At 57.0% G+C, this 20726-nt stretch carries 26 protein-coding genes; 13 read left to right on the top strand and 13 right to left on the bottom strand.

The window, feature by feature from the left end; translation table 11 throughout:
• Positions 1–13: 13 nt before the first annotated feature.
• Genes J8Z22_RS12195 through cmoA form a run of 3 tightly spaced genes read right to left on the bottom strand, consistent with a single transcriptional unit; the run spans position 14 to position 2515 of the window.
• Positions 14–775: an ATP-dependent zinc protease gene (locus tag J8Z22_RS12195; RefSeq protein ID WP_252006591.1), complete on the bottom strand. Its 762-nt coding sequence runs from the start codon at positions 773–775 to the stop codon at positions 14–16.
• A gap of 46 nt (positions 776–821) precedes the next feature.
• The gene (cmoB, locus tag J8Z22_RS12190) at positions 822–1790 is read right to left on the bottom strand and encodes a tRNA 5-methoxyuridine(34)/uridine 5-oxyacetic acid(34) synthase CmoB (protein ID WP_028111969.1); all 969 of its coding nucleotides are present in this window, start codon (positions 1788–1790) and stop codon (positions 822–824) included.
• The gene (cmoA, locus tag J8Z22_RS12185; protein WP_028111970.1) at positions 1787–2515 is read right to left on the bottom strand and encodes a carboxy-S-adenosyl-L-methionine synthase CmoA; all 729 of its coding nucleotides are present in this window, start codon (positions 2513–2515) and stop codon (positions 1787–1789) included. The genes cmoB and cmoA overlap by 4 nt, the downstream gene beginning before the upstream one ends.
• A 274-nt stretch (positions 2516–2789) precedes the next feature.
• Between cmoA and aspS the strand changes: the two genes are divergently transcribed.
• From aspS to J8Z22_RS12150, 7 genes are all read left to right on the top strand, one after another.
• On the top strand, positions 2790–4562 hold the full coding sequence (aspS, locus tag J8Z22_RS12180) for an aspartate--tRNA ligase (RefSeq protein ID WP_028111971.1): 1773 nt from the start codon (positions 2790–2792) through the stop codon (positions 4560–4562).
• Between the two features lie 76 nt (positions 4563–4638).
• Positions 4639–5388 carry a YebC/PmpR family DNA-binding transcriptional regulator gene (locus J8Z22_RS12175; RefSeq protein WP_252006590.1) on the top strand — a complete coding sequence of 250 codons (750 nt, stop codon included), beginning with the start codon at positions 4639–4641 and terminating at the stop codon, positions 5386–5388.
• Positions 5385–5906 (top strand): crossover junction endodeoxyribonuclease RuvC, encoded by a 522-nt coding sequence (gene ruvC, locus J8Z22_RS12170; RefSeq protein WP_028111973.1) that lies wholly within the window; start codon positions 5385–5387, stop codon positions 5904–5906. The genes J8Z22_RS12175 and ruvC overlap by 4 nt, the downstream gene beginning before the upstream one ends.
• Before the next feature lie 11 nt (positions 5907–5917).
• Positions 5918–6541, top strand: a complete 624-nt coding sequence (gene ruvA / locus J8Z22_RS12165; RefSeq protein ID WP_028111974.1) for a Holliday junction branch migration protein RuvA — start codon at positions 5918–5920, stop codon at positions 6539–6541.
• Between the two features lie 10 nt (positions 6542–6551).
• On the top strand, positions 6552–7559 hold the full coding sequence (gene ruvB / locus J8Z22_RS12160) for a Holliday junction branch migration DNA helicase RuvB (protein ID WP_028111975.1): 1008 nt from the start codon (positions 6552–6554) through the stop codon (positions 7557–7559).
• A gap of 103 nt (positions 7560–7662) precedes the next feature.
• The gene (locus tag J8Z22_RS12155) at positions 7663–8163 is read left to right on the top strand and encodes a hypothetical protein (protein ID WP_252006589.1); all 501 of its coding nucleotides are present in this window, start codon (positions 7663–7665) and stop codon (positions 8161–8163) included.
• 90 nt (positions 8164–8253) lie between these two features.
• Entirely contained in the window at positions 8254–9336 is a 1083-nt protein-coding gene (locus tag J8Z22_RS12150) for a GGDEF domain-containing protein (RefSeq protein ID WP_252006588.1), read from the top strand.
• A gap of 1 nt (position 9337) precedes the next feature.
• On the opposite strand, the gene J8Z22_RS12145 is transcribed toward J8Z22_RS12150, so the two are convergent.
• The 5 genes from J8Z22_RS12145 to J8Z22_RS12125 form a co-directional block, all read right to left on the bottom strand.
• A complete protein-coding gene (locus J8Z22_RS12145) occupies positions 9338–10294 on the bottom strand; it encodes a GGDEF domain-containing protein (protein ID WP_252006587.1) in 957 nt (318 codons plus the stop codon).
• Between the two features lie 139 nt (positions 10295–10433).
• Complete coding sequence (locus J8Z22_RS12140; protein WP_084144324.1) at positions 10434–10592, bottom strand: DUF3012 domain-containing protein; 159 nt, start codon at positions 10590–10592, stop codon at positions 10434–10436.
• A gap of 78 nt (positions 10593–10670) precedes the next feature.
• Positions 10671–11081, bottom strand: coding sequence for a GFA family protein (locus tag J8Z22_RS12135; protein ID WP_252006586.1), 411 nt, complete (start codon positions 11079–11081; stop codon positions 10671–10673).
• Between the two features lie 132 nt (positions 11082–11213).
• Entirely contained in the window at positions 11214–11954 is a 741-nt protein-coding gene (locus J8Z22_RS12130; RefSeq protein ID WP_252006585.1) for an META domain-containing protein, read from the bottom strand.
• A 76-nt stretch (positions 11955–12030) separates the two neighbouring features.
• Positions 12031–12609 carry a TetR/AcrR family transcriptional regulator gene (locus J8Z22_RS12125; protein WP_028111980.1) on the bottom strand — a complete coding sequence of 193 codons (579 nt, stop codon included), beginning with the start codon at positions 12607–12609 and terminating at the stop codon, positions 12031–12033.
• A gap of 87 nt (positions 12610–12696) precedes the next feature.
• Between J8Z22_RS12125 and J8Z22_RS12120 the strand changes: the two genes are divergently transcribed.
• The 5 genes from J8Z22_RS12120 (at position 12697) to J8Z22_RS12100 (ending at position 15768) form a co-directional block, all read left to right on the top strand.
• Positions 12697–13308 carry a glutathione S-transferase family protein gene (locus tag J8Z22_RS12120; RefSeq protein WP_252006584.1) on the top strand — a complete coding sequence of 204 codons (612 nt, stop codon included), beginning with the start codon at positions 12697–12699 and terminating at the stop codon, positions 13306–13308.
• 10 nt (positions 13309–13318) lie between these two features.
• On the top strand, positions 13319–13984 hold the full coding sequence (locus J8Z22_RS12115) for a glutathione S-transferase family protein (RefSeq protein ID WP_252006583.1): 666 nt from the start codon (positions 13319–13321) through the stop codon (positions 13982–13984).
• A gap of 61 nt (positions 13985–14045) precedes the next feature.
• Entirely contained in the window at positions 14046–14450 is a 405-nt protein-coding gene (locus J8Z22_RS12110; protein ID WP_028111983.1) for a DUF3429 domain-containing protein, read from the top strand.
• 138 nt (positions 14451–14588) lie between these two features.
• A complete protein-coding gene (locus tag J8Z22_RS12105; protein ID WP_252010479.1) occupies positions 14589–15098 on the top strand; it encodes a DUF1415 domain-containing protein in 510 nt (169 codons plus the stop codon).
• 205 nt (positions 15099–15303) lie between these two features.
• Positions 15304–15768: a hypothetical protein gene (locus J8Z22_RS12100; protein WP_252006582.1), complete on the top strand. Its 465-nt coding sequence runs from the start codon at positions 15304–15306 to the stop codon at positions 15766–15768.
• 60 nt (positions 15769–15828) lie between these two features.
• Here J8Z22_RS12100 and J8Z22_RS12095 read toward each other — a convergent pair whose 3' ends face one another.
• From J8Z22_RS12095 to maoP, 5 genes are all read right to left on the bottom strand, one after another.
• Positions 15829–16341, bottom strand: coding sequence for an aminoacyl-tRNA deacylase (locus tag J8Z22_RS12095; RefSeq protein WP_028111986.1), 513 nt, complete (start codon positions 16339–16341; stop codon positions 15829–15831).
• Between the two features lie 107 nt (positions 16342–16448).
• On the bottom strand, positions 16449–16904 hold the full coding sequence (locus tag J8Z22_RS12090; RefSeq protein ID WP_051252407.1) for a peptidylprolyl isomerase: 456 nt from the start codon (positions 16902–16904) through the stop codon (positions 16449–16451).
• A 93-nt stretch (positions 16905–16997) separates the two neighbouring features.
• On the bottom strand, positions 16998–18992 hold the full coding sequence (locus tag J8Z22_RS12085) for a flavohemoglobin expression-modulating QEGLA motif protein (RefSeq protein WP_252006581.1): 1995 nt from the start codon (positions 18990–18992) through the stop codon (positions 16998–17000).
• Entirely contained in the window at positions 18967–20010 is a 1044-nt protein-coding gene (gene gshB, locus J8Z22_RS12080) for a glutathione synthase (RefSeq protein ID WP_252006580.1), read from the bottom strand. The genes J8Z22_RS12085 and gshB overlap by 26 nt, the downstream gene beginning before the upstream one ends.
• Positions 20011–20022: 12 nt before the next feature.
• The gene (maoP, locus tag J8Z22_RS12075) at positions 20023–20367 is read right to left on the bottom strand and encodes a DUF413 domain-containing protein (protein WP_028111989.1); all 345 of its coding nucleotides are present in this window, start codon (positions 20365–20367) and stop codon (positions 20023–20025) included.
• Between the two features lie 151 nt (positions 20368–20518).
• Here maoP and J8Z22_RS12070 point away from each other — a divergent pair, with 151 nt between their 5' ends.
• Positions 20519–20647, top strand: coding sequence for a LysR family transcriptional regulator (locus J8Z22_RS12070; RefSeq protein WP_252006579.1), 129 nt, complete (start codon positions 20519–20521; stop codon positions 20645–20647).
• Positions 20648–20726: the final 79 nt, after the last annotated feature.

Below are 20726 nucleotides of genomic sequence, written 5' to 3'. Positions count from 1 at the left end.
GAGAACAGGTCCGTTATTCAGTGGGTTTAGCAGGCTTTTTGGCCGGTTTTTTACTTTGGACATGGCTGCGGCTGACGTCCACCACGGCGATGTCTTTGATGAACTTACGCCCCAGCAGCAGTGGGTAATCCAGATGGCTGCGATCGTTCAGGTTCAGTTCGGTGTCGGCAACGTAGTCGCCAATCTTCAGGCGGGCCCGAATCACCGGACGTTCCTGTTTGCCGTCGGCGGCACCTTTTTTAATCTGCGCGATGCGCTCAACCTTGGCTTCAATGGTTTTGGCTTCGGTGTCCGGCGCTTCGCGGTTCGGCACATCGAAACGCACCCATTGCTTGCCGTCGCGCTCAAACAGGGTGATGTTACGGGCGTCGATGGAGGAGGACTCGGCGCCGGTGTCGACCCGGGTTTCAAACTCCATGCCCACCTCTTGCACATAAGTACGCTCGACTTCACCCAGAATCAGTTTGTCCCCGATGGGGGATTCGGTGCTGACTTCCGGGCAGGTCACCACTGGCACCGCCTGTTTCTCTACCAGTGCCGTCAGTTGGGCATTGACCCCGGCCATCTCGGTGACCAACTGCTCCATGTAGGGTTGGTTGGGGTCTGCCTTAGGGGTGCAGGTATCGACTATCAGAGTTTGCAGCTGTTCGGTTTGCTGGTTAACCAGCTGATCCAGTTGCGCTTGCTTGGCGGCCTCGTTGTCGCCGTTGAGGTTCGCACAGCCGCCCAGCAGGGACAACGTCGCGAGGGGTACGAGCAGGTGGTTCATCTTCATCTCTGATTCCTTATCCTTGGGTAAGGTCGATATTCATGATTTTGTTCTATTTTGTGGCGATCAGTATGGCACGTCTGGGGGCCGGATGTCCCTCGACAGTTTTACTGGAATCGGTCGGATCCAGATAATCTTGTAACGATTGGTGAGTCATCCAGTCGGTTTGCCGCTGTTCGCCCAGGGTGGTGTCGGCCTCATCGACGATGCGGACATCGTTAAAGTCGCACTTTTCCAGCCACAGTTTCAAGGCTTTTGAGGAGGGCAGGAACCAGCAGTTGTTCATCTTGCCGTATCGCCCTGGTGGCACCAGTATGGTGTTTTCGTCCCCCTCTACGACCAGAGTTTCCAGAATCAGTTCCCCGCCTTTGTTCAATTGGTTGCGCAGTTGCAACAGGTGATCGATGGGGGAGGTGCGGTGATACAGCACGCCCATGGAAAACACCGTATCGAAGGCTCGCAGCTCAGGCAGTTGTTGAATGCCCAGAGGCAGCAGGTGGATGCTGTCCGGATTTCCGGCGATGGCTTTAATGGCGGCGAACTGGGCCAGGAACAGATCCGATGGGTCGATGCCGATCACCAGTTCAGCGTCCTCGCCGAGCATGCGCCACATGTGGTAGCCACTGCCACAGCCCACGTCCAGCACGGTGCGGCCCTTTAGTGGGCTGATGTGGGGTAGCAGGCGATCCCACTTCCAGTCACTGCGCCACTCGGTATCGATGTGGATGCCGTGCAGGTGGTAGGGGCCTTTGCGCCAGGGATGGAAGAACTTGAGCAGGTTGTGCAGTTTCTGTGTGCGGCCGTCGTCCAGCTGGGCACCGCTGCCAAACATCACCTGGGTCTTGATGTCCTGTTGGTCCAGCTCCATGATCGGCATCTTCGCCACCACCTTTTCCCATTTGGGGAAATCGCCGTGGGCGTGCAGCTTGCGCCATTGGCTTAACTGGGTCGGGCAGGTCTCCAGCCAGTGGCTGAGCTTGGAATCGGCGATGCGTTGGAAGAACTGTTTAAACTCGATCATTTGATGGCCATCAGCGAGGTGAAGTTCAGGTTCTGGTACCAGCTGCTGTATTCACTGAAACCGGCGTCCTTGAAGCGTTGGTAGTGTTGCTGCTTGCTGTCGGGTTTCATCACGTTCTCCAGCGCGGTACGTTTCTGGCTGATCTCCAGTTCGCTGTAGCCGTTGGCCCGTTTAAAGTCCAGATGCATCTCATCCAGCAACTGATGCAGACGTTCGCCTTCGAAACGCAGTTTTTCAGAGACGATGACCACACCACCGGGCACCAGCCCCTGATAGATTTTGTTCATCAGCTCGGCGCGATCCTGCGGTGGCAAGAACTGCAAGGTGAAGTTCAGCACTACCATCGAGGCGTTTTCAATGGCCACATCGCGGATGTCGGCGCACACCAACTCCACATCGGTGCCGCTGACAAAGGCATTCAGGTGCTCCTGGGCCCGGCTGACCATCGCTTCGGAGTTGTCGACGGCGATGATGCGGCAGTGGTTTTCGCCCACATGACGGCGCATGGACAGGGTGGCTGCGCCCAGTGAGCACCCCAAATCATAGAGCCGGGTGTGATCCTGCGCCACTCGGGCACAGATGGCGCCGATGCCATCGATGATGGCGCCGTAGCCGGGAATGGAACGGGAGATCATATCGGGGAAAACGGAAACGACCTGCTCATTGAAACTGAAGTCAGGGATATCTTGCTGAGGGGTCGCAAAAATCTTATCGTGCTTTGGCATCTTGGAACGGTTCTCTTCAGGTGACGCGCCGATTGTAGTGCCGACGCCTGACGCCAGCAAGTAAACTGATAATAGACGCTGCTTTTCCCCTGCAAACTGCTGTAAATCTGCTCATCTGCTTGTGAACTGAGCAACTGAGTCGAAACAAAGGCGACCACGACTTCTTAAAGTGGTGACTTTTCTTTATAATCCCGGTTTTGCCGAATTTTTCCTGTATGGGCCTGGCGATGGCGCAAGGCTCCCGTACTGCCAACAACTTAGATAGGATCCGTCGATGCGCAGCCATTATAGTGGACTCGTTACTGAAGCCCTGGTGGGCCAAGAAGTTACCCTGGTCGGTTGGGTAAACCGCCGCCGTGATCTCGGTGGTGTGATTTTCCTCGATCTGCGTGACCGTGAGGGCATAGTTCAGGTGGTTTACGATCCTGACCTGCCAGAGGTGTTCGAAACCGCCTCCAGCCTGCGCGGTGAGTTCTGTGTTCAGGTTAAAGGCCTGGTTCGTGCCCGCCCCGACAGTCAGGTTAACGCCAACATGACCACCGGTGCCATCGAGGTGCTGGGTAAAGAACTGACCATCCTGAACAAGGCGGCGCCGCTGCCCATCGATTTCAACACCGACGTTAACGAAGACCTGCGTCTGAAGTACCGTTACCTGGACCTGCGTCGTCCCGAGATGACCGAACGGATGATCTTCCGTGCCAAGGTGACCTCCGAAGTACGCCGCTTTATGGACGATGCCGGCTTCCTGGACGTGGAAACGCCGATTCTGACCAAGGCCACTCCGGAAGGGGCTCGTGACTACCTGGTGCCAAGCCGCACTCACAAGGGCGAGTTCTTCGCACTGCCGCAGTCGCCACAGATCTTCAAGCAGTTGCTGATGATGTCCGGCATGGACAAGTACTATCAGATCGTCAAGTGTTTCCGTGATGAAGACCTGCGTGCCGATCGTCAGCCTGAGTTTACTCAGATCGACATCGAGACCTCCTTCATGAGCGCCGAGCAGGTGATGGCCAGCACCGAGGCGATGATTCGCACTCTGTTCAAGAAGATGCTGGACGTGGACCTGCCCGAGTTCCCGCACATGACCTACGCCGATGCCATGCGCCGCTTTGGTTCCGACAAGCCGGACCTGCGTAACCCGCTGGAACTGGTTGACGTAGCCGATCTGCTGAAAGAGGTGGAGTTCAAGGTCTTCAACGGCCCGGCAAACGATCCTGAAGGGCGTGTTGCCACTCTGCGTATTCCTGGTGGCGCCAAGCTGTCCCGTAAGCAGATCGACGACTACACCAAGTTTGTCGGCATTTACGGTGCCAAGGGTCTGGCCTGGGTCAAGATCAATGAAGCGGGCAACGGCATCGACGGGGTTCAGTCTCCGGTGGCCAAGTTCCTGACCGACGACATCATCAATGCCATTGTCGAGCGTAACGGCGCCGAAGCCGGCGACATCCTGTTGTTTGGCGCCGACAGCTACTCGGTAGTGACCGATGCCATGGGCGCGCTGCGCCTGAAGGCCGGCGAAGACTTCGGGTTGACCGTGGACGAGTGGAAGCCGCTGTGGGTCGTGGACTTCCCGATGTTTGAGAAGATCGACGGTCGTTTCCACGCCCTGCATCACCCGTTTACCGCGCCTCGAAACATGACGCCAGAACAGTTGCAAGCCAACCCTGAAGGGGCGATCTCTGACGCCTACGACATGGTGTTGAACGGCTGTGAGCTGGGTGGGGGTTCGGTGCGTATCCACGACCAGGAGATGCAGGCAACCGCGTTCCGCATTCTGGGCATCGATGACGAAGAGGCACAACTGAAGTTCGGCTTCCTGCTGGAAGCGTTGCGCTACGGTGCGCCACCGCATGCCGGCCTGGCCTTCGGTCTGGATCGTCTGGTGATGCTGATGACCGGTGCCACCTCCATCCGCGACGTGATGGCCTTCCCCAAGACCACCACGGCGGCCTGTCCGCTCACCGACGCCCCCAGCCCGGCCAATCCGGATGTGCTGGAGGAGTTGGCCATCGACCTGGTGAAACAGGAACCGAAGCAGGACCAGTAAGACGAATAACAAAGCTGCCTGCGGGCAGCTTTATTGTTTCAGGCCGGAAGTGAATTCCGGTAACAGGAGAGAAATTATGGCAGGTCACAGTAAATGGGCCAACATCAAGCACCGCAAGGCGGCACAGGATGCCAAGCGCGGTAAGATTTTCACCAAACTGATTCGTGAGCTGACCGTGGCTTCCCGCGAGGGCGGCTCGGATCCGGCGTCGAATCCACGTCTGCGTGCCGCCATCGATAAGGCGCTGTCCAACAACATGACCCGGGATACCGTGGATCGGGCGGTGAAGCGCGGCGCCGGTGAGCTGGATGGCCAGGTGCTGGAAACCATCATTTATGAAGGCTACGGACCCGGTGGAACCGCGGTGATGGTGGAAACCATGACCGACAACCGCAATCGCACCGTCTCCGGTGTGCGCAGCGCCTTCACTAAGTCTGGCGGCAACCTCGGTACCGACGGTTCGGTGTCTTACCTGTTCGAAAAGAAGGGGGTCATCTCCTACGGCGAGGGTGCCGATGAAGATCAAATCATGGAGATTGCCCTTGAGGCGGGAGCCGATGACGTTGAAACCAACGACGACGGCAGCATCGATGTGTACACCACCCCGGTGGAATTCGGGGCGGTAAAAGACGCTCTGGATGCGGCCGGACTGGAATCGGTCAACGCCGAAGTGACCATGATTCCCTCTACCAAGGCGGAGTTGGATGCCGCCACGGCGCCCAAGTTCCTGCGCCTGATCGACGTATTGGAAGATCACGACGACGTCCAGGAGGTGTACCACAACGCCGACATCGCCGATGACATCATGGAGCAGCTCGGCGAATGACCATCATCCTGGGCATCGATCCGGGCTCTCGAATTACCGGCTACGGGGTGATTCGCAAGGTGGGTCGCAGCCATACCTATCTGGGCAGCGGTTGCATTCGCACCCCGGACGGTGAACTGCCGGCGCGTCTGAAGTGCATCTTCGACGGCGTCAGTGAGTTGGTGCGCCAGTTTCAGCCCGATGAGTTCGCCATCGAGCGGGTGTTTATGGCGCGCAACCCGGACTCGGCGCTGAAGCTGGGGCAGGCGAGGGGAGTGGCCATTGTGGCTGCCACCAACCTGGGCCTGCCCATCAGCGAGTACAGCCCTACCGAGATCAAAAAGGCGGTGGTGGGTACCGGTGGGGCGGAGAAATCCCAGGTTCAGCATATGGTGAAGAGCATTCTCAAGTTGCCAGCCACCCCGCAAGCCGATGCCGCCGATGCCCTGGCCATCGCCCTTTGCCACAGCCATACCCGAGAGAGTATGGTAGCCATGGCAGGAAAAGTTACGGCCCGAGTGCGCGGCCGGTTACGATAAAGAGACACGATGTGATTGGACGACTAAGCGGAATTCTGATTGAAAAACAAGCACCGGAAGTGCTGATTGACTGCAATGGCGTTGGCTATGAAGTGCAGTTGCCCATGACCAGCTTCTACCAGTTACCGGATTTGGGACAGCCCTGTGTGCTGTCTATCCACTTTGTGGTGCGTGAAGACGCACAGCTGCTGTACGGCTTTGCGTCCAAGCAGGAGCGGGCCCTGTTTCGTGAATTGATAAAGACCAACGGCATCGGCCCCAAGATGGCCCTGGCCATCCTTTCCGGCATGTCGGCGGAGCAGTTTGTGGCGGCAGTACAGCGGGAAGACATTACCGGTATCACCAAGGTTCCTGGGGTCGGCAAAAAAACCGCCGAACGACTGGTGGTGGAGATGCGCGACAGAATGAAGAATTTTGCGGCGTCGCTGGCGACTCCCAACGCCGACAGCTTTGCCCTGGGCAACGCGGTGGAGGACACCTTCATCACCGCACCGGATGCCACTGAAGACGCCATTGCCGCGCTGGAGGCCCTGGGCTACAAAGCCACGGTGGCGAAAAAGGCTGTGGATAAGGTCCATGCCCCGGGAGCCAGCTCCGAGCAACTGATTAAAGACGCCCTCAAGGCGATGATGTAGGAGCCCGTGGATGATTGAAGCAGACAGGCTGATTGCCCCACAAGAGCAGGACACTCAGGAATCGGTCATCGATCGGGCCATGCGGCCGAAGAAACTCACCGATTACACCGGTCAGAAGGAGGTCTGCAGCCAGCTGGAGATCTTCATCGCCGCCGCCCGCCAGCGCGGAGAAGCGCTGGATCACACCCTGATTTTTGGCCCTCCGGGGCTGGGTAAGACGACTCTGGCCAATATTATTGCCAATGAGATGGATGCCAGCATTAAGTCCACCTCGGGACCAGTGCTGGAGAAAGCCGGTGATCTGGCGGCGATGTTAACCAACCTGGAACCTAACGATGTCCTGTTCATCGATGAGATCCACCGGCTCAGCCCGGCGGTGGAAGAGATCCTCTACTCCGCCATGGAAGATTATCAGCTGGACATCATGATCGGTGAAGGCCCGGCGGCCCGCTCGATTAAGTTGGACCTGCCGCCGTTTACGCTGATTGGCGCTACCACCCGCGCCGGGGCGCTGACGTCGCCGCTGCGGGCGCGTTTTGGCATTCCGCTGCGGCTGGAGTTCTACAATGTTGGCGATTTGACTTCCATTGTCAGCCGCAGCGCCCAGGTGCTGAACCTGGAGCTGGACCAGCCAGGGGCGGTGGAAGTGGCCAAGCGCAGTCGCGGCACGCCGCGGATTGCCAACCGGTTGCTGCGACGAGTACGGGATTTTGCCGAAGTGAAATACCAGGGCAACATCGACAAACAGGTGGCTGCCGAAGCCCTTGGGGTGCTCGACGTCGATAGTGAGGGCTTTGATTTTCTGGATCGCAAACTGCTGCTGACCATCGTCGAGAAATTTGCCGGCGGGCCGGTAGGGCTGGACAACCTGGCCGCCGCCATCGGTGAGGAGAAAGAAACCATCGAGGACGTCATCGAACCGTTTCTGATTCAGCAGGGCTTCATTCAGCGCACCCACCGGGGGCGAATGGCCACCGATAAGACCTTCCTGCATTTCGGGTTGGGAAAAACGGATTGAACCGGTGAAATTTCATCGTCAATGAACGGTCTATATCATTAGGATATGGGCCGTTTTTTTAAGGATCTCTGTGGAAAAAGGCATTGGATGGATAAAGCAAGGCGTGCAACTGGTCGTAGTGTTGCTGTTGGCCTTGTGGTTAGGGGGCTGGATTCGAAGTCTGATGATGGAGCCGGTATCGGATCAACTGCCGTCGCTGACCCTGCCGCAAATCAGCCAGCAGCAAGGGCGCTGGCAGCCGAGTGGTGAATTTTCCAATCTCAGCGGTAGTGATCGCCGCTTGGTGTATCTGTTTGCGCCCTGGTGCGCCATCTGTAAGGTCACCTTTCCGCACCTGGCTCAGTGGCAGGGGCAGGGAAAAAATGTGGTGCCGGTGGCATTGTCCTATGCGGATCTTGATGAGGTTTCCGATTTTCTGACCCCGTTTGCCGATCAGGCCCCTCAGCAGGTGTTGCTTGGCAGTGCCGAGTTGTCCCGCTATCTGGATGTGGTGGCCTTTCCTACCTACTTGATCGTCGACGACCAGGGTACCGTGGTATCGAAACGGGTGGGCTATATGCCGGAGTGGTTGCTGTCGCTGTATCTTTGGGCCAACGGTGTGTAGGGACGGTGAGAATTGACTATGATTAAGTTAATTATTACAGGGGATTAACCATCCGAGACCGATGCCATTTCGGTCTGAGAAGGGGGGGGAATGGATTGGAAAACCCTAAGCCATGGTGTTGGCCGTGCGCTGTCTCGCGGCAGACAATTGCTGCTGGCAAAAAGTGGCGGTCCGGAACATTCGCCGTTCTGGCAGGTGCACTTTAACGGCTTGGTCAATAACAGCGCCCGTACTCGAGCGTTAAAACTGCTGCTGCTGGTCACCTTGCTGACATTTTACCCTCTGGGCATTAAGAATCTGCTGATTGGCGAGTGGCTGTTGGCCTCAGGTTGCCTGTTGTTTGGGGTGGTGCTGTCGGCGGAGTTGTTGTCGGTGCTGAAGCGAAATCAAGGCCTGCTGGGGTATCCCATTCCAGCCATGTTGCTGGTGGCCTTGACCTTGTTGACTCTCTATACCCTGGGCCCTTTGGGTTCTTATTGGTTGTTTCCCATTGCCATGGGACTGGTGTTTTTCGCCCCGCCACGGGTGTCGCTGACCGCGAACCTGTGGATTATCGCCGGCAGCGCGGTAATTGGCTTTTCGCAAATGCCGCCATTGCTGGCGCTGAGGATGATGGTGGCATTGATTATCTGCGTCTGTGTGGCCCATTTTGTCATGAACGCCGTGGTTCGATTGCACACCGAATTGTTGAGTTTGTCCACTCGAGATGCGCTGACCCAGGCCCTCAACCGAACCCAATTGGAGTCGTTTCTGTCCAGCAGCCTTGCGTATGAGCGACAGGCCACCATCGCCATGTTGGACATCGATAACTTTAAGGCCATTAACGACCGCCATGGCCATGATGTTGGCGATCGGGTCATCACCGAGGTGGTGGCCTGCATCAACCGGCATACGCGTCAAGGCGATCTGGTGTTTCGCCTCGGCGGTGATGAGTTTTTGATTCTGTTTTCCCACACCGATGTGGCTCAGTCCGCCCTGATCATCGATAAGCTTCGTCGAGCAATCGAGTCTGAACACTTCAATAGTGAGGTGTCTGTAACCATCAGCGCCGGTCTTCAGTCAAGTTTCGCCCATACCGAAGTGGCGCAGTGGCTTAAGGACGCCGACGTGGCGCTGTATCAGGCAAAGCGACAAGGGCGCAACTGCGTGGTGACCCATGAGCAACCGGTTTGATTTACACCGGCGTCAGCGCTGACGTCTCTGTACAGACCTGATTTCGTCCCTGCTGTTTCGCGCGATAAAGCGCCTCATCGGCCCGTGCCGTTAGGCTGGACGGGGTATCGTTGGCCTTAAATTCTGAGACTCCCAGACTAAGCGTACGCCGGCCAATACCGTGAAAGGAAAACAGCTCGACCTGATGGCGAATGCGCTCTGCCAGTTGGCTGGCATGCTGCAAATGGGTTTGCGGGCAGATAAGCAAAAACTCCTCGCCTCCCCACCGGCCCAGGCAGTCATTGACGCGACAGTGTGATTCTAGCAGTCTGGCAAATTGCTTTAGGACGGCGTCGCCGGCCTGGTGACCGTGGTTGTCGTTGACCTCTTTAAAGTGGTCGATGTCGGCGATGATGATACTCAGCGGATGCTGATACCGCTGGCAGCGCTGCATCTCCACGGCAAAGACCTTGTCGAGTTGTTGCCGATTGCAGAGTTGAGTCAATGGGTCGATATGTGCTTGATGTTCCAGAGTCTTACGAAGGTTCCAAGTCTCGGTGACAGTGGTGGAAATTCCAAGAATCCCTTCAACGTCTCCTTTTCGGTTGAGCAAAGGGCGCTTGGTATCCAGATACACCGTGGTGTTGCCATTTTCCTTTGAAACCACCTCTTCATGGGTTAATGGCGACCGGTTTAAAATTTTAAGGTCAAGGGTTTCGATTCGTTTTGCGGTTTCTGGGGAGAAGAAGTCCTGATCTTTGAAGCCGGCCAATTGGCATTTGGTAATGTCAAACAGGGTCAAAGTCGGTTTATTGGCGTAGGTATAGCGTCGGTGGCGATTTTTAACGTAGATGAAGGCTTCGACGTGATCGAGGATATAGCCAAACCGTTGGCTTTGTTTTATCGCTTGTCGATATCGAATCTGTTGTATGCCGAGAACCACCAACAGCACCAGAATCGTAAACAAGGACCAATTCATACCGGGGATCTCTTTGAGAACACTGAATTCTATAGTATCCGGCAGGGGATTTTAATCCACTCTGGTGCGATTTGATTGCTCTGGGGTGGCCGACAAAGAGACTGGACTTTGACGGCAACCTGCTGGTCAGTTCAGCCGTTTAGAATACGCAGTGCTTGGCGTAATCCTTAGCCTCGGTGGCGGTCCAGTCACCGCTGGGTTTCTCTTTCATCGCTTTGCACCAGGCTTCGCTGCCCACTTCCGGGCTGCAACCGCCTAGCATCAGTAGCATGGTTAAGGTGATCAGGGTGGTTTTCATCGTGTCTCCTTGAGTTCTGATTTTATCCCGGTCATGGTACCTGAGGATGGCGCCAAGCGCAGGTCGTTTTGGCATTCGCTATTGGGCGCCGCGATTCTGGCCAAAGCGGGGGCCGTCGTCGTCGATGTGCAGCCAATGCGGTTGGTCATCGGTGTAGATGTGATAGCTGGGCGTGACCCGATTCACGTCGTCCAGCGAGCCTACCGACAGGGTCAGGAAGTTCGGGTGGCGATCATCCCGAAAGCTCAGGCTGGTGCCGCATTGAGGGCAAAACCCTCGCAATACGTGTTGCGATGAGGCGAATTCGGTGGGGACTGGCCCCAGCCAGTGCACCTGATCCCGTTTAAAGTCCATCCAGGCCACCGCTACTGCGCCCACGGCTTTGCGGCACTGGCCGCAGTGGCAATATTCCGAGGCAAAGGGGGCGGCCGAGGTACGGTAGCGAATGGCGCCACACTGGCAACCACCTTCAAGGGGGGAGAGAGACATCTTCAGCACTCCATGCAGGGGGGAGTGGTCAGTATACGGACTTAGGGGAATAAGGAAAATTGCGGGGCTAGGGGTGGAAAAAGTCACTGCTGCCACCAGGCAGTGGAACGGTGGCAGCAATGACGAAACGAATTATTGGGCGCGAAAACTCATCAGCACCTTGCCGTCGCTGTCCATCAACAGCAGGCTGTTGCCCACCACCTTAGTGGCGGCGGCCTGATCCAGGGTGCTCAGGTAGTGCTGTTCCAACTCCATGCCAGTGGGGCATGCCATCTGAGTGACGGCAAACGGACCGGCTTGAATGCCGTCTGGCTTGATATCGAAACGGCCCTGATAGCGATTACAGCCGGCAAAGCCGGAGGCGATGCCGTCGTCGCTGAGCATCAGGCTTACCGCCTTGTCCCCCATACCGAGTTCCGCCTGGCGGCCGTCGATGTCGGTCAGTTGCCATTGAGTCTTTGTCAGGGCCGTGGTGGCTGGGGCGGCAACCTTATTCACCAGTACGCTCAGAGGTTGGTCACCGAAGGCCGCGACGGACTCGGTGTTGATGAACATCAACTGGCCATCCGCCGACTCGATGCGGGCACTGATGGTGTAGCGCATTCCCGCCTTGATGGCTTTGGCCGGGTAGCTCAGTGAAAAGGCATAAGGGGGGCCGCCTTGGGCTTGAAACTCGGTACTGGCCAGGGTCTCGGCGGCCACGTCCATCTTGGAGGTGTCCTGCAGGGCCACCTTGACGACGGAGTCCTGAGGGATGGCAATGCGTTCCCGGTAGAACACCTCACCGTCAAGGGTTTGCGTATCCGGTGTGGTGCTACAGCCGGAGAGGGTGGCGGCCAGCGCGGCGGCGCCGACGAGCAGTGTGTTTCGCATAGGGAGTTCCTTGCAAGGAATCAGATGGTTAACAGGATAGACCGGCAACCACTTAACTGCACCTGAATGAGTCATTTCAGCAATGGGTTAAAAACGTAACAATTTGCTTCACCGCCAGTTTCAGGGCCTGGTGCTGGCCGGCTCGCAGCAGTACTCGAATCCCTTGCATCTGCAGCAGCAGCCAGGCCGACAGCTCCTTGACGTTGTGGGAGGCGGCAATCTGTCGCCGCTGCTGCGCCTGGCCGAGGCAATGTTCAAACCCCTCCCTCAAGGTGGCAAACAACTGATCGGCCAGGGCTTTGACATGAGGATCCTGATGTCGCCGCTCCAGTAGGGCTGCCTGAACGTAGCAGCCCAGGCTGGCTTTATCGGGATCCGCCGCCATTGCGGAGATGAACTCGACCAGCGTGGTCAGGTCCGCATTGGCGTCAAACAGAGGCTTCAGTCGTGGCAGCGAATGCTCGTTCAGGTAGTGCTGCAGTGACAGGTGATAGAGCTGCTGTTTATCGCCAAAGCTGTTGTACAGGCTGAACCGGTTGATCTGCAACTGTGACACCAGGTCTGCCACCGAGGTGGCTTCATAGCCCTGTTTCCAGAACAGCTGCATCGCTTGTTCCAGCACCTGGTGACGTTCAAATTGACACTGTCTGGCCACGGGACCTCCGTATGAGTTAATTCTTGACCGCTCGTTCTGTTATGGGTAGATTCTAATCTAAACGATCGTTCTGTTAAAGGATTCACTATGAAACTTTACGAAGCCTCAATGACCCCAAGCGCTCAACGGGTCAGCCTGTTTTTGGCAGAGATGAACCTGGAGGTCGAGCGGGTGCAGGTGGATGTTCGCGGCGGCGAGAATCTGTCCGATGAGTTCATGGCGTTGAGCCCCAATGGCCGAATACCGGTACTGCAGCTGGATGACGGCACCAGTTTGTGCGAGAGCATTGCCATCTGCCGTTACTTCGATGCCCTGCATCCCGGAGAACACTCCCTGTTTGGCACCACGGCCCTGGAAAAAGGCCAGGTGGAGATGTGGTTGCGGATGGTGGAGTTGCAGGGATTGATGGTGGGGTTTCAGGCATTTCGAAATCTGACCGGCGTGTACCAGGATCGGGAGCGCTGCGTCAAAGCCTGGGGTGAGGAGAGTCGGTTGAGGGTAGAGGAGTTTCTGCCGACCCTGGAGCAGCGGCTGGGCGAGTCGTTGCACCTGGCGGGCCCTGGCTTCAGCGTGGCAGACATCAGTGGCTTTGTGTTCATTCGATTCATTGCCAACCTGGGCATTACCCTGGACGATCAGTGGCCCAATATTCAGCGATGGTACCAGCGTGTTGGCCGTCGCCCGGCGTTTAATCAATAAGGAGCGTTCGATGATTGATCTTTATACTGCCGCCACCCCAAATGGCCATAAGATTTCCATTGCTCTTGAGGAGATGGGGTTGGCGTATCGGGTCCATGCTCTGGACCTCAGTGCCTTGGAGCAGAAGCAGCCTGAATTCCTTGCCATCAACCCCAATGGCCGTATTCCTGCTATTGTCGATCGCAGTAATGATGATTTCGCGGTGTTTGAATCCGGTGCCATCCTGCTGTATCTGGCAGAAAAGAGTGGCCTATTTTTACCCAGTGATGCCAAGCAGCGGTCGGTGGTGATGCAATGGCTGATGTTCCAGATGGGCGGAGTGGGGCCGATGATGGGGCAGGCCAACGTGTTTTATCGCTATTTCCCGCAAACCCTTCCAGCGGCCATCGAGCGCTATCAAAAAGAGGGGCGTCGCCTGTTTGAGGTGATGGACACGCAATTGGCCAAGACGCCTTACCTGGCGGGGGAATACAGCATTGCCGATATTGCCACCTGGCCCTGGGTGCGGACTCATGAATGGAGCGGCATCGAGATAGACGGTCTGGTGCATCTGCAGCGTTGGATGACGGAATTGGCGGCTCGGCCCGCTTATCAGAAAGGCATCATGACACCGCCACCGTCGCAGATGACCGACGAGGAAAAGGCCGAGGCAATCGCCAAAATGGTGACTCAGTAACACCGATCCAGCTCCAAGCGGCGTTCGTACTGATTAAGGTTATTGCCATCAGGAGCCGCTTATGTCCCGCCACGCTCTCTGGCTCGGTATCGCCGGGCTGATTCCTTTCGTTACATTGCCACTGTTGCTGATGGCCGGGGTGATCGACTCCGTTCAGGCTCAGATTGGCTTTGTGCAATACAGTGCCATCATTCTGTCCTTTCTCGGTGGCATTCATTGGTACCAGGGGCTGTTAGCCGGCTCCGGTAACTGGCAGATCCATTTTTCCATGTGGCCGAGTATTGTCGGCTGGTTGGCATTGGTGCTGGCGCCGATTCCGGTGGCATTAGGGGTTTTGGCACTGGCGTTTGCAGTGATGATGGCCGCCGACCGCTGGATTGGCAGGCAGCCACCGGGGTATCGAACCCTGCGGCTCAGTCTGACTTCGGTGGCCGTTGTCAGCCATGGGGGCATGCTGGTGCTGTAACGGTGTGATCAGGATCACCCTACTGTGCTATGCTGGCGCCGCTTAGGCAGCTCGGCTGCCGCGTCAATTCCAAGGGAGCAGAGGGTGCCAGACACAGAATCGATAGTTGCCACTCGGCATTGGGTAGAACGGGTGATCATGAAGTATAACCTGTGCCCTTTTGCCCGCCGTGAAGTGGAGCGAAACAGCATCCGTTATGCGGTGATTGAACAGACCAAGGTAAAAGCGGTGTTGGCCAGACTGGTGGCGGAATGCGAGCACCTGGATTCTCACCCGCAAACCGAGACCACGCTGTGCATTTTGCCTCGGGGCTTCGAGGGTTTTTATGCCTACCTGGACCTGGTGGAACTGGCAGAGGCGCTATTGGTCGAGCAGGGGTACGAGGGCCGGTATCAGCTCGCCAGTTTTCACCCGGATTATTGCTTCGACGGCGAACCTATGGACGATCCTTCCAACTACACCAATCGCTCGCCACTGCCGTTGATCCACCTGATTCGCGAGGCCAGCATGGAGCAGGCGCTGCAGACTTACCAACAACCCGAGACCATTCCTGAGCGCAATGTTGCCTTTGCCCGCCGCAAGGGCAGTGCTTTTTTTGAAGACCTGCTGCAACGCTGCCATCAGCCTGGAAACCAGACCTCAGGCTGAGTTCGGCGCCAAGGGCGACGGAATCCACCGTCGCCGTTCTATTCTGAGCCTCAATGACGGCGTTGTTTTTACCATTTATGGCCGATTCTGTCGCTTTACTTTCATGGAAGGAAAGTGAGCGCCAGCGGTGCTTGCGCCTCTGGTGCTGTTTCGGTGTTGGTCGGGGCGATTCCCGGTCGTCGCTACAACCATAAGAGTGACGGATATGAACAGAAACTCGGTAAGGCTGCTGATAGCCCTGATTGTTCAGGGAGTGTGCTCCGGGGCGGTGGCAGGCGATGATGAGGCGGGCTGGATGTCGCCGGGCGCGGTGACCGGGCATTATCATGAGCGGGCGAGGCTGGCACCGGTGGAGATCGCGCTGGAGGTCAGCGGTCAGTTGCGGCTGTCGATACTCGCTCCGCAAGCGCGTTTCGATTGTCGGTTGATGCTGGATGAGGTCGGCAAGCCCAGCCGAGTCGATCTGTGTGGCATTAAGAAGCTCAGTGTCAGTGGCCGCATTCAGCAGGATGTCAGCTGGTGGCTGGAACAGCCGGTGACGCTGGTGTGTGCTCAGCAGGGCGGGGAGGAGATCTGCCGAGGTGGCTACGAGTTGTACTGGCAGTCGACCATCAATGCCCGGTTTGGTGGCAGTGATCATCGGGTAATGACGTTAGTACGAGCCTTGTGAGCCTGCGCCAGGCTCACAACGCCAACGAATCAACGGGCGACGCCAGGCGCCGCCCTCGGGTTATTGCCAGTCCCAGGCGCGGCGGGGCTTTTCGTTGTAGACCGCGGTGGCACTGAAGCGACCGTGGGGGTGGTCGGCCATCAGCGTCTTCATGCCCCGGTTGCTGATGCGGATCAGGTGTTCATGATCACCGGCTTCCAAATAGACATGGTCTTCCCCTTCCAGGGCATCGTCGTACACCGCCAGCACATTGTAGGGATCACCGACGCCGGGTAGGGCGCCCAGTTCGCAGTCGTCAAACTGGCCCTTTAATTTGGACTCGGGGATCAGGTGTAATTCCCGTTTCAGCTGTTGACTCAGTTGTTGAATCACCACCCGGTTGGCGGCAGGAATCACGGCCATTACTCGCCGGCCTTCATTGTCTTCCAACATGACCGACTTGGCGGTTTGCCTGGCGGAAACGCCGGCGGAAAGGGCAGATTGAATGGATGATTGGCTGTGAGCGTGAGGAACCAGCTGGTATTGCACCCCAAGCTCCTCGAGATAATCGATGACACTGATAGCGACACCCATGGGTCACCTCCTGAGTGAGGACGGAACACTATCAGTGTAGTCGTTGCCATGGTGCAGAAGAGAAAAAAGCGAGCACTAAGGCTCGCTTCACTTCGGTCTTGCAGTGTTTATTGCAGCGAGGCGCTGTCGTCCTCTTGTGCCGGTTGCACGTCGCATACTTTGACATCAAAGATGACGGTCTTACCGGCCAGCGGATGGTTGGCATCCAGGGTAATGGTGTCCCCTTCGATGGCGGTTAGGGTTAACTCCATCGGGCCTTGATCGGTATCGGCGGCGATCTGCATGCCCACCTTCAGCTCGTCGGCCCCCTTGATGATGTCGGCAGGCACCGTTTGAACCATCTGTGGGTCGTGATCACCAAACGCCAGATCCGGCGTCAGGGTCACTTTCAGCTGGTCGCCCTTTTTGTGACCCAGCAGCACGTTCTCCAACCCTTCGGCCAGAATGCCACTGCCGTGGGTGTAGATCACCGGGTCGTCGGCCGACACCACGTCGACTTTCTGGCCATCTTCCAGGTACAGGGTGTAAGCGATGGAAACGACGGCGTTGTCCTTAATTATCATGTGCGGAGCCTTAATGTCAGTCATACCCGAATGATAACCAAGTCGCCGGGTTAAGCCCAGAGAATCCCCGCCCGAAAACGGGGATTAGATCGATCAGGCCGCCTGAGTCAGGCTGTTCAGCACAAAGGTCATCACCGGTTCACTGTCGGGGGAATCGGCAGGCGTTAGTGGCATCGCCGAATTCAACCAACCTCGTTGACACAACTCTTCCAGGATATCCAGGTAGGCCAAGGCGCACTTTCCGGTGTAGAGCGGACTCAAATCTCGCTGTTGATGCAGTGACAACATGGTGCAAAACCCGCTCAGGTATTGATAGTCCTTAGTGAGGCCGCCACCGCGATAGGCACGGGCTGCCACGGTAAAGGCGTCGTCCTGGTCCAGTCCCGCTTCCTCGATCAACCGGTTGACCGTGGTCGGCAGGTGGTCGTCCCTGAGCATGGAGTCCACCGCCACCACCCGCGCCGCCAGTAGCCTTAACCGGCCCAGTGTCAGGCAACCACCGTGGTACTCTGCCAGTATCGCCAGTCCCTCCTGAGTTTCGGTATTCCCCGGCAACCCCAGCGACAGCAGTTTCAGTGGCTGCGCCCGACCATTGATGGTGGTGGTCATGTGTACCCCAAGCTCATGATGGGCCAACGCCTTCGCTTCACGCTCGCTAAATCGAGCATGGCGGTTGATCATCAGGCTGGCCTGTTCGCTCATCACCATCGCCTTAGCGGCCAGGGTGCCGCTGGTCTGTACCTGGCAGGCGATACCATGCTCGCGGGCATGCCCTCTAAGCCGTTCACACACCTGGTCTACCGTCAGTCTGGTGTCATCGACCTCGGGCATCGTCGCGGCCTGCAACAGAAACCCTGCCTGCTTCAGCGTGCGTTCATCGGGCCTGCCGTAATACCTCAGGCTGTTGTAGCGGAACCGGTCACTGCCCACGGAGGTGATCAGTTCGACCCGCAGCGACAGGTTGTCAGCCACCTGCTGATACAACTGGCGTACCCCCACATCGGCAACGCTGTCAAATGGCAGCCGGTACAACCCTTCCCGGAATGCAAACGGGTTCAGACGTTGCTGGCGGTAGCGAAAGTCAGGCCGATAGCGGTTCGGGTTTGCCAGATACCGCTGTTTCTCCTGCTGCAGGTTCACCGGGTTGATGTAGGGCAGGGTTTCCATGCCCTTGGCCAGTTGGTACAGCGCGTTGTCCAGTGCCACCACGTTCGGGTCGATGCGCGAGGCCAGCATCTGGTGCTTGCTGGCCTGACGGCGGCGATTAAACTGACGCTCAAATCGGGCTGAGGTTTGAGTAAACGCCTCTTTTAACCCAAGGGCCAGCGCTGCCATTACCTGGGGGTACAGCTCGCCGCTGTGTTCATCCATGAACACCTTCTTGACTTCGGTCGGCAGCACCAGGGTGCGATCAAACCGGGCAGTAGTATGAGCAATCAGATAGCCCCGCCCCTGAAACACCTCGTCCAGCCTGGACTCCACACTCAGGTTTGGCAGGCGAATTCGGCCCAGCTCTCGGTTAAACCGCTGCACCACCGGGCCCCAACGTTCCATATCGATCTGGCTGGTACCGATGTTAAACACCGGCACCTTGCGCTCAATCCGCTGGTAGTTATAACTGTGCAGGTCAAATACCAGCACGTGGCCAAACTGCTGCTCCAAGGCCGCGATCAGCCCGTCATAGAGCTGATAGAAGCGCCGATGTTTCTGCTGGCACTGGTTGCGTTTACGGGCCGATAACGGTCGCCGCCACACTGGCTTGCTCCAGGCCGACTTAAAATAGGTCGACAGCGCCTGAGCCCGATTGAGGTCGTATTCGAATCGGGAATCGCACCCCACCAGGGTGATGGGCTGGGAGGCAATTAAGAGGTCGGTGGCCGGATCCTCTTCAAATCGGCGCTCTTCCGCACTCAGCAGGCATTGGTCGGTAAGCTTCGTGCTTAGCCGATGGCCGGCGTGGATGGCGCAGCTGACCACAGGCAGGTAAGCCTCAATTTTCAGCTGCGCAACGCCATCGATTTCGGCATGGAAGGGTTGGCGACGCGCAATCAGGCTCAAAGCCTCAGACAGCGATAACGTTTGCATCATTAATGGCCTGACGATAAATGGTCTTACGTTGCAACAACAACTCTCGGCTATGGACGATGTTCTCCATCCAGTCGATGACCTGACGTTGCAGCCGGGTGCGATTCAGTCTGTTAATCCGAGTAATGCCGCCGGGGCTCAGCACGTTAACCTCCAGCAGTTTGTCACCAATGACGTCCAGTCCCACAAAATACAGGCCATCGCGCACCAGTTGTGGTCCGACGGTGGCGCACAGGCGTTTCTCCTCTTTGCTCAGGCTGTGTTTTACCTCTTTGCCTCCGGCGTGAATGTTGGAGCGCACGTCGTTGGCCGCGGGCACTCGGCGCATGGCACCGATGGGTTCGCCGTTGAGCATCAGGATCCGTTTGTCTCCCTCTTCGGCGCCCTCGATGTAGTCCTGCAGGATCACGTAATGGGTGCGGTCGCCACTGCCGATGTAAAAGTCCAGCAGGGAGCTGACACTTTGCTGAGCCCGTTTTTCAATCACAATCACGCCCTGGCCGCCAAAACCGTTCAGAGGTTTAAGAATCATCTTGTCGGCCTGGTTTTCCGCCAGAACCTGTTGCAGGTACTCTTTGTTTTTTGACACATGGGTAGTCGGAATATACTGACCCGCTGCGCCACTCCAGCCCGCGGTATAGAGCTTGTTGTTGGCGATGCGCAACCCCTCCAGATCATTGATGATCAGGGTGTCCTGTTTCACCGAGTCCAGAAAATTGAGTGCCAGAGTATCCAGCGGTGGATTGGCACGCATAAAAATGCAGTCAAATCCGGCCATTGGCAGCTTCACCCGTTTAAGCTGGGCCTGAGCGTAGAAGCGTTCCGGTTTGTCGGAAACCCCTTTGCCCGTGGTGACCACGTCGCAAAACCCATAGACGGTGGACTCGCGCATGGTCAGGCTGTTGGGGGTGGTGACTGCTACCGTGTGGCCTCGTACTACGCACTCGTGAATAAGCCGCAGGGTCGAGTCAAAGGCCGGATCGATTCGGTGCCAGGGGTACATCAAAAAACAGATATTCATGGGTTACTCAATTCAGTCGTCATAAAACAGATAAGGGTCTGAGGGCGGTGGCACGGACCGGCTGTCTTGCACACAGAACAGCCGTCGACGGCACTCGCTAAGCTGGCGGTATTTCAGCCACACCCTCTCCAATGCCGAGGTGGGGGGACGCAGCCCCGCCACCACGGCGACAAATCGATGCTCCTGCTCGCCAACTGGTGTCAGCTCGCCACTGGCCAGCTGAGCCATGGTGTGGCCATAGCGGGTGAGCAATTCGCTTTCCTTAATGGTGAAATCACCACTGCGGCTAAAACCGCGGCCAAAGCGGCGGCTGTCGACAAAGTCGCGCACGCCAGCTCTGAATTCACTGTCATACATAGTCAGACCCTATCTAAATGAAACCCTTACAATGGGTTAACGGGTGGCTCCGATGTGGAGAATGGGCGCAAGATAGGGCGCCGCCAAAGAAAAGAAAAACGATATATTTCTATCGTCACGACAAAATTCGGTTGTTCCTATTTCGCCACAAATGTGTGAAGTAACACTGGAGGTAAAAGGGGTCAGAGTCTTCGTGGAAGTGGCCAGAGAACGCCACTTTGGCCGGGTGGCAGAGCGACTCACTTTTACTCAGTCAGCCGTCAGTGCCCGCATCAACTAGCTGGTGGGGTATTTCGATAGCACTTTGCTTGTGGGTCAAGGTGGTGAGCAATTGAATCTCGACAAGGGCCCTCCCAAGG

It is taken from the genome of Ferrimonas sp. SCSIO 43195, assembly GCF_023716685.1.
Lineage (GTDB): Bacteria > Pseudomonadota > Gammaproteobacteria > Enterobacterales > Shewanellaceae > Ferrimonas > Ferrimonas kyonanensis.
Note: the sequence above shows the minus strand (reverse complement) of the source record. Positions and strands in the feature narration are given on the sequence as shown.